The 5,604-nt window shown below is 47.2% G+C and carries 5 protein-coding genes and 1 pseudogene; 1 reads left to right on the top strand and 5 read right to left on the bottom strand.

Features of this window, described 5'->3' with window-relative positions:
- Positions 1-163: 163 nt before the first annotated feature.
- The 5 genes from ACRCZA_RS09355 to dinG all read right to left on the bottom strand — a co-directional run bounded on the left by ACRCZA_RS09355 (position 164) and on the right by dinG (position 5,002).
- Complete coding sequence (locus tag ACRCZA_RS09355) at positions 164-457, bottom strand: late competence development ComFB family protein (RefSeq protein ID WP_438674175.1); 294 nt, start codon at positions 455-457, stop codon at positions 164-166.
- 346 nt (positions 458-803) lie between these two features.
- Positions 804-1,478 carry a DUF2057 domain-containing protein gene (locus ACRCZA_RS09350; RefSeq protein ID WP_438674174.1) on the bottom strand — a complete coding sequence of 225 codons (675 nt, stop codon included), beginning with the start codon at positions 1,476-1,478 and terminating at the stop codon, positions 804-806.
- Positions 1,479-1,487: 9 nt separating this feature from the next.
- Positions 1,488-2,156, bottom strand: a complete 669-nt coding sequence (locus tag ACRCZA_RS09345) for a primosomal replication protein (protein ID WP_438674173.1) — start codon at positions 2,154-2,156, stop codon at positions 1,488-1,490.
- Positions 2,147-2,920, bottom strand: a complete 774-nt coding sequence (locus tag ACRCZA_RS09340) for a sulfite exporter TauE/SafE family protein (protein WP_438674172.1) — start codon at positions 2,918-2,920, stop codon at positions 2,147-2,149. Before ACRCZA_RS09340 ends, ACRCZA_RS09345 begins: the two co-directional genes overlap by 10 nt.
- Before the next feature lie 9 nt (positions 2,921-2,929).
- A complete protein-coding gene (dinG, locus tag ACRCZA_RS09335; protein ID WP_438674171.1) occupies positions 2,930-5,002 on the bottom strand; it encodes an ATP-dependent DNA helicase DinG in 2,073 nt (690 codons plus the stop codon).
- A 103-nt stretch (positions 5,003-5,105) separates the two neighbouring features.
- Here dinG and ACRCZA_RS09330 point away from each other — a divergent pair.
- Positions 5,106-5,604, top strand: a pseudogene (locus ACRCZA_RS09330) (DNA polymerase II); the annotation flags it as partial.

The raw sequence follows: 5,604 nt of genomic DNA, 5'->3' as shown, positions 1-5,604 counted from the left end.
CTAGGGGAACCTCCAAAGTTATCCTTCCTTCTGCTTAGTTTGCATCATACTTCCCCCGAGCGATCGTCAACACTTTAACATCACTTCAATACTTCAATACTTCAATACTTCAATACTTCAATACTACTCATAGAGCGATATGCTGATCTGGTTGCTGAGCCCCTTATGATAAGTCATATTGAGTTGTTTCCTGCTGCCTTTTTTGCCCGTTGTGTTTGAGAAACGCCCGCGATTTTTCTAATGCCGTTTGGATCTCCCGCTTTAACGCAGCTAATTCGTCGTAGTCTTCATAAAAATAAGTATCGACGAGGTGACGGATATAGCGTACAGGCAGTTGATTGAGGGTGACACAACAAAGATCGGCTAAATAATCCTCTGGTAATTCATCAAGTAATCCTTCATCGGATAACATTTCCATTAAGAGAACTTCGTAATAGTTGCGGATTTCAAGTTGCATTGCCGTGCTCCATGATGAGTGTTATTGAGTAATCCTAAAGAGTTTGCTGAAACAACGGTGCCAGTTAACAAGTCAATTGTCGCTTTAATGTAAAGTTTACTTGGGTTTTGGACTTAATTGTAGAGCGAAAACGAATTTGCAGAAGTTTTGGTGAGACCAGCGTGACTGGTCGGCTTTTGAATGGGGTAAGACTTGTAATGAGTAAGCGCCAACACAGGGACGCTTACTCCGTAGATGCTGCAAATTGATAATAAAAGTGATTGAGCATCATCGGCGCTGTAGCAAGCACTGATGCCTAATGTTTCGTTGCCTTAGGCCTAAGTTCATACTCATTCAATGCGCGAGCTTATAGCTGAGAAATCGCCCAGCTCATAAATTCTTTACGTGTTTTATCATCCGCTTGGAGCCACCAATATTGCAACATTTGCTCTGGGGTGGCCGTCGCATTGGGAGGCGTATTTGTTGTGGCGGCAGCTAAAGGTTTATCGGCTGGCGCAGCCTCTGGTGTGGGCGTGGCTGTGACGGCAGTACCTGTGGCTTGCGCCGCGGTGCTGGAGACATCGGTCACTTGGTTACCACTAAATAGCCGAGAGACAAAACCTTCTTCTTGAATGTTGGTTTGGGACACTTGATAGTGGATTTGGCCCTTGTCGCTACGGGTTAATACTATCTGTGGATTTTTGGCATATTCTTTAGGTTTTTTAACCACCTGACCATCGGCGGCTTGAAGATAATATTGGTAATCACCGTCAACGTCTAAGGTCAGGATAAAAGGCGATGACTTTACAAACGATTGGCTGTCACTGAAATCATCTTCGACCATTTCATGGTAGCGAATGGCGATTTTGTGGGTGCCAGGCGTCAGTGCTAATTTGCTTTTATGGTTAAATGCACTCGATTCGACTTTTTGACCGTTGAGGGCGAGGTATTCAAAGGACATCGGAATATGGAGATCTGCAGCATAGGCAGAGGCAGAACCAAGTAACATAAGCAGACTGCTGATTGGCAAAAGGGATTTCATTGTTGCTCCTTAACGATTATGGCTCTGATACGGACGTTCGAATGCTTGAATGCGATCTTCTATATAACTGATAGCTTGCCGGCATTTTCCGAGACGACGATGCATCAAAAGGATGTCATTTTGCAAATTGATTTTGTCAGCACTATGACAGTTTTCAAGTTTTGACTCCATTTCTGCAATTTTTTGTTCAAATTTTTTGGCCCAATTCAGATGCTTATTCAGTTCCTGATAGATTTCATGGCTATTGTGTAACACATTGCTCGCGATCCAACCAAATCCGCTGTCCTGATGGGATTGCTGTTGGCGCTTGGCAAAACGGGCGCGGTTGCTCGAGCGTTGTTGGTGTTTGGATTTAACATCAAGCGAAGTGGTTTGCAGGGCACGTTTTACGGCAGTGAATCGGTCCTGAATGCGTTCACAGCTTAAGGCGATAGTGTGAGCTGCCAGTTTAAGCCTAATTTGTTTTTCTAATTGGTTGATACTTGAACGGATTTGCTCTATGCAGGGCATCAATAGTGCACCTTGTTGCATAAATAAGGCGGAATTAAAACGTTCGGTATCCTGCAAGAGTTTACGTTGGGTGCTTGCCAGGCGGTTATCGTGTTGAATGACTTCTTGCTCAAGGGACTTGAGCTGACTTTTTAACGTGTTGAGTAACTGCTCGGTATTCAAAACCATGCGCTCCAAGCTAAATTAGCGGCAATTGATAGCACGATTAACACAAATACAGGGCGAATAAACGGCAGCCCAAATTTTATCGCGCAGCGGGCACCGATAAAGGCCCCTAACATCATACAAAGCCCCATCCACAGACCGATTTGCCATTGCACTTGGCCAAACCCGCTAAAAATGATGAGGGCAGTCAGGTTGCTGGTAAAGGTCATCGCCCGAGCAAGGCCGCAGCTATGCAGTAGCGGTAATTTGTAGAGCGACCCTGAACTGACGGTCCAAAATGCGCCGATCCCCGGGCCTGCAAAGCCATCATAGGCTCCCAAAATCAGTCCCTGTAGACCTTGTTTTTGTTTCGATGGCGTGTGTGTGGGCGCGTGACACTCGGTATCTAAAATGGCGTTGGGGCTGACTAAACTATAAATGGCGACACCGATGATCAGCAGGGGTAAGGTTTTTTCGAGCCAGTGACTGTCCACTAAATACACCAATATGCTACCGAGCATCGCGCCGGCGATAGTGGCAATAAAGGTCATATACCAAAAGTGGGGGGTAAAAAATTGCTGACGATAATAGGTCCATGCCGCCATCGCCGAGCCAAAACTGGCCGCCAATTTGTTGGTGCCCAGCGCGGTGTGGGGGGCAATGCCGAGGGTTAGCAGTGCCGGTATCGATAATAAACCACCGCCACCGACGACCGCATCGATAAAACCGGCGATGATGCCAATACCTGCTAACAGGGCCCAGTTGTTGGGCTCGAGCAACAATTCCAAGGTGTGATCCTACTCAATTACACGTCTAAAAGGCGGCAAGGCATCTAGAAGCGATTTGCCATAGCGTTTGGTGACTAAACGTCTATCTAAAATGGTGACTCGGCCGTAATCCTGTTCTTTACGCAGTAATCTACCACAACTTTGGATGAGTTTACGTGAAGCATCGGGAATGGTCAGTTGCAAAAAAGGATTTCCACCTCTGAGTTTGATGTATTCCGCATGCGCTTGTTCTACCGGGGAGGTCGGGACGGCAAAGGGCAATTTGGTAATAATGAGATTGGTTAAGTATTCACCTGGTAAATCAAGACCTTCTGAAAAGCTGCCCGTGCCAAATAAAATGCTAGGTTCACCTTTGTCGCATTTGGCTTTGTGATCCTCAAGCAATTGTTGCCGCGGGGCGTTGCCTTGAATGAGCAACGTCGTGGTGAGTTTTCCTTCCAGGAGTTCAACCACTTTTTCCATCTGCCAATAGGAGGCGAATAGCACTAAAGTGGCCATCTCGCCCTCGATTAAGGTGAGGATCAGCTTGGCGAGCTCGGCGCTGTAGGCATCGTCTGTTGGCTCTGTCTGCATTTTGGGTAAATACAGTGTAGCGTTATTGGGATAATCAAAGGGCGATTGCAGGGCTAAATAACGACTGCCATCGTTTAAGGATAAGCCCACTTGATGGGCAAAGTGATCAAATTGATTGAGGGCCCGCAGCGTCGCACTACACAGCACTACGCCCGCCGCTTTTTGCCATAGCATCGATTCGAGCATAAACCCTACCTCGATGGGGGAGGCACTAAACAGGTAATCGACTTGTTTTCCTGTGATTAATTCAATCCAACGCGCCATCGGGGCGCCTTTGGGATGATCTTCCTTGGCCATCATGCGCCATAATTTTTGCAGGTTTTCAAGGCGCTGCAGCATAAATCCCATTTCAGTCTGCAAGGCTTCGGATTGGTGCTTAGGAATGTCACCATCCTTAATCGCTTCAGTGAGGAGTAGCTGCATTTTATTAAATTGCTTGAGGGCAAGGCTGGCGGTAGTCGCCAAGTTTTCGGCGGGGAGTTTAAGCGCCTCAGGCAGTTTGCCATGTTCAAAACGGTAGCGATTTTCAGGATTGGCAAATTGTTTGGTTTGGGTATCACAAAAGTGTGCCACTTGGTTGAGTTGGCTGATGAGATCGCCAATATGATCTTGCATCGCCTGAGCAGGGGCAATGATATGATTGCTTTTGATTTGATTTTGCAGCTTTGCACTGGTTTTACCGACCTTTTCAAGCCAGTCGGTAGCGCCCCTGAGGGTGGCCTGGGCGCTAGAAAAATCGCGTGCGACTATGGGCAGATGGTGCGCTTCATCGATCACATAAAACACCTCTTCAGGATCGGGGAGGATCACACCGCCGCCTAATTCTAAATCGGCAAACAGTAAGCTGTGGTTGGCGATTAACACATCCCAAGTATCCACATCTTCACGGGCTTTATGAAATGGGCAATTTCGGTGGCTGGCCACTTGCCTGTGACAACTGTGTTTATCGCAGGCGATTTGTTGCCAAAGGTGATCGGGAATGGGGGTCGTAAGGGTATCTAACTCACCATTCCAGCGGCCTTCGTTGTAGTCTTTTAGCAGTTCTTGCAACATGGCAATCTGGCTATTGTCGGGCTTAGTTTGCCACATGGCCATTTGGCTGCTGTTATCATCTCCAATCAACATGGCCAATTTTGCGAGACAAACATAACGCTGGCGGCCTTTGACTAAACCAAAGCGAAAATTGAGCCCCGATTGCGCAAGGAAGAAGGGTAAGTCTTTGTGCAATAACTGTTCTTGTAATGCGACGGTGGCGGTGGCGATACAGACTTTTTTTTTGCTCGCAAGGGCCAGTGGGATAGTGCCTAAAATGTAAGACAATGATTTACCAATGCCGGTGCCGGCTTCAACCACAATAATGCGTCTATCTTTGTCATAGTCGCCCGCAAGGGTCTTAGAGATTTCAGCCACCATATAATTTTGTTCCCGGCGCGGCCTAAACTGAGGCATAGCACTGGCGATGTCTTTATAAATGGCGCGGATTTGGTTTTTTACATTGTCAGGTAACATGCGTCACTACTTTATCGAATTAATGCTGTACATAATAACAGTGATTGCATAGCCTAAGAAACTTTTCTGCCGTTATGGGCGATTTTATTGAGAACCGATGGGAATGAAGCCTGAGGCTATGGCAACTACGAGTGTACAGGGTCGAGTCTTAACGCGCCATGCCGTGCAGCGTAATGGCCAGTTAGTGCTGCAATATTATTTGGCTACTGAGCAAGGGCCCGTGCTGGTGGAAGTTCACCATGGCGAGTATCTGTGTTTTTGTCATCAAACGGATGTGGCGACGTTGCAGTTGCAAATGCCAGGGCAACTGCTGCGATATGTTCCTTTAGCCCTAAAAAGCTTTAGTGGCGGGGCGGTTAGTGGCATTTATACTTCATCAAATCAAGTGTATCGGACCTTGATTAGGATCGCGAAGGAAGCGGGGATTGCGTTATTTGAAGCCGATATTCGCCCTGAGCAGCGGTTTTTAATTGAGCGTTTTGTGGCGCTGGATGTTGCATTTTTGGGGTATTTTCAGGTCGAGTCGCCCCAATGCGCGGGGGCTGCGCTATTGCAAGCCACGCCGAATGAAGTGGTAGTTCATGCGCCTTTACTCCCGCGCT

Origin of the sequence: Shewanella sp. (assembly GCF_051658185.1) — a bacterium.
Lineage (GTDB): Bacteria > Pseudomonadota > Gammaproteobacteria > Enterobacterales > Shewanellaceae > Shewanella.
This window is presented reverse-complemented; position numbering and strand designations above follow the sequence as displayed.

Bases quoted from the DNA above. Each gene is read 5' to 3' on its own strand.
- ACRCZA_RS09355 (WP_438674175.1), bottom strand. From the start codon at position 457: ATGCAACTTGAAATCCGCAACTATTACGAAGTTCTCTTAATGGAAATG.
- ACRCZA_RS09350 (WP_438674174.1), bottom strand. From the start codon at position 1,478: ATGAAATCCCTTTTGCCAATCAGCAGTCTGCTTATGTTACTTGGTTCT.
- ACRCZA_RS09345 (WP_438674173.1), bottom strand. From the start codon at position 2,156: ATGGTTTTGAATACCGAGCAGTTACTCAACACGTTAAAAAGTCAGCTC.
- dinG (WP_438674171.1), bottom strand. From the start codon at position 5,002: ATGTTACCTGACAATGTAAAAAACCAAATCCGCGCCATTTATAAAGAC.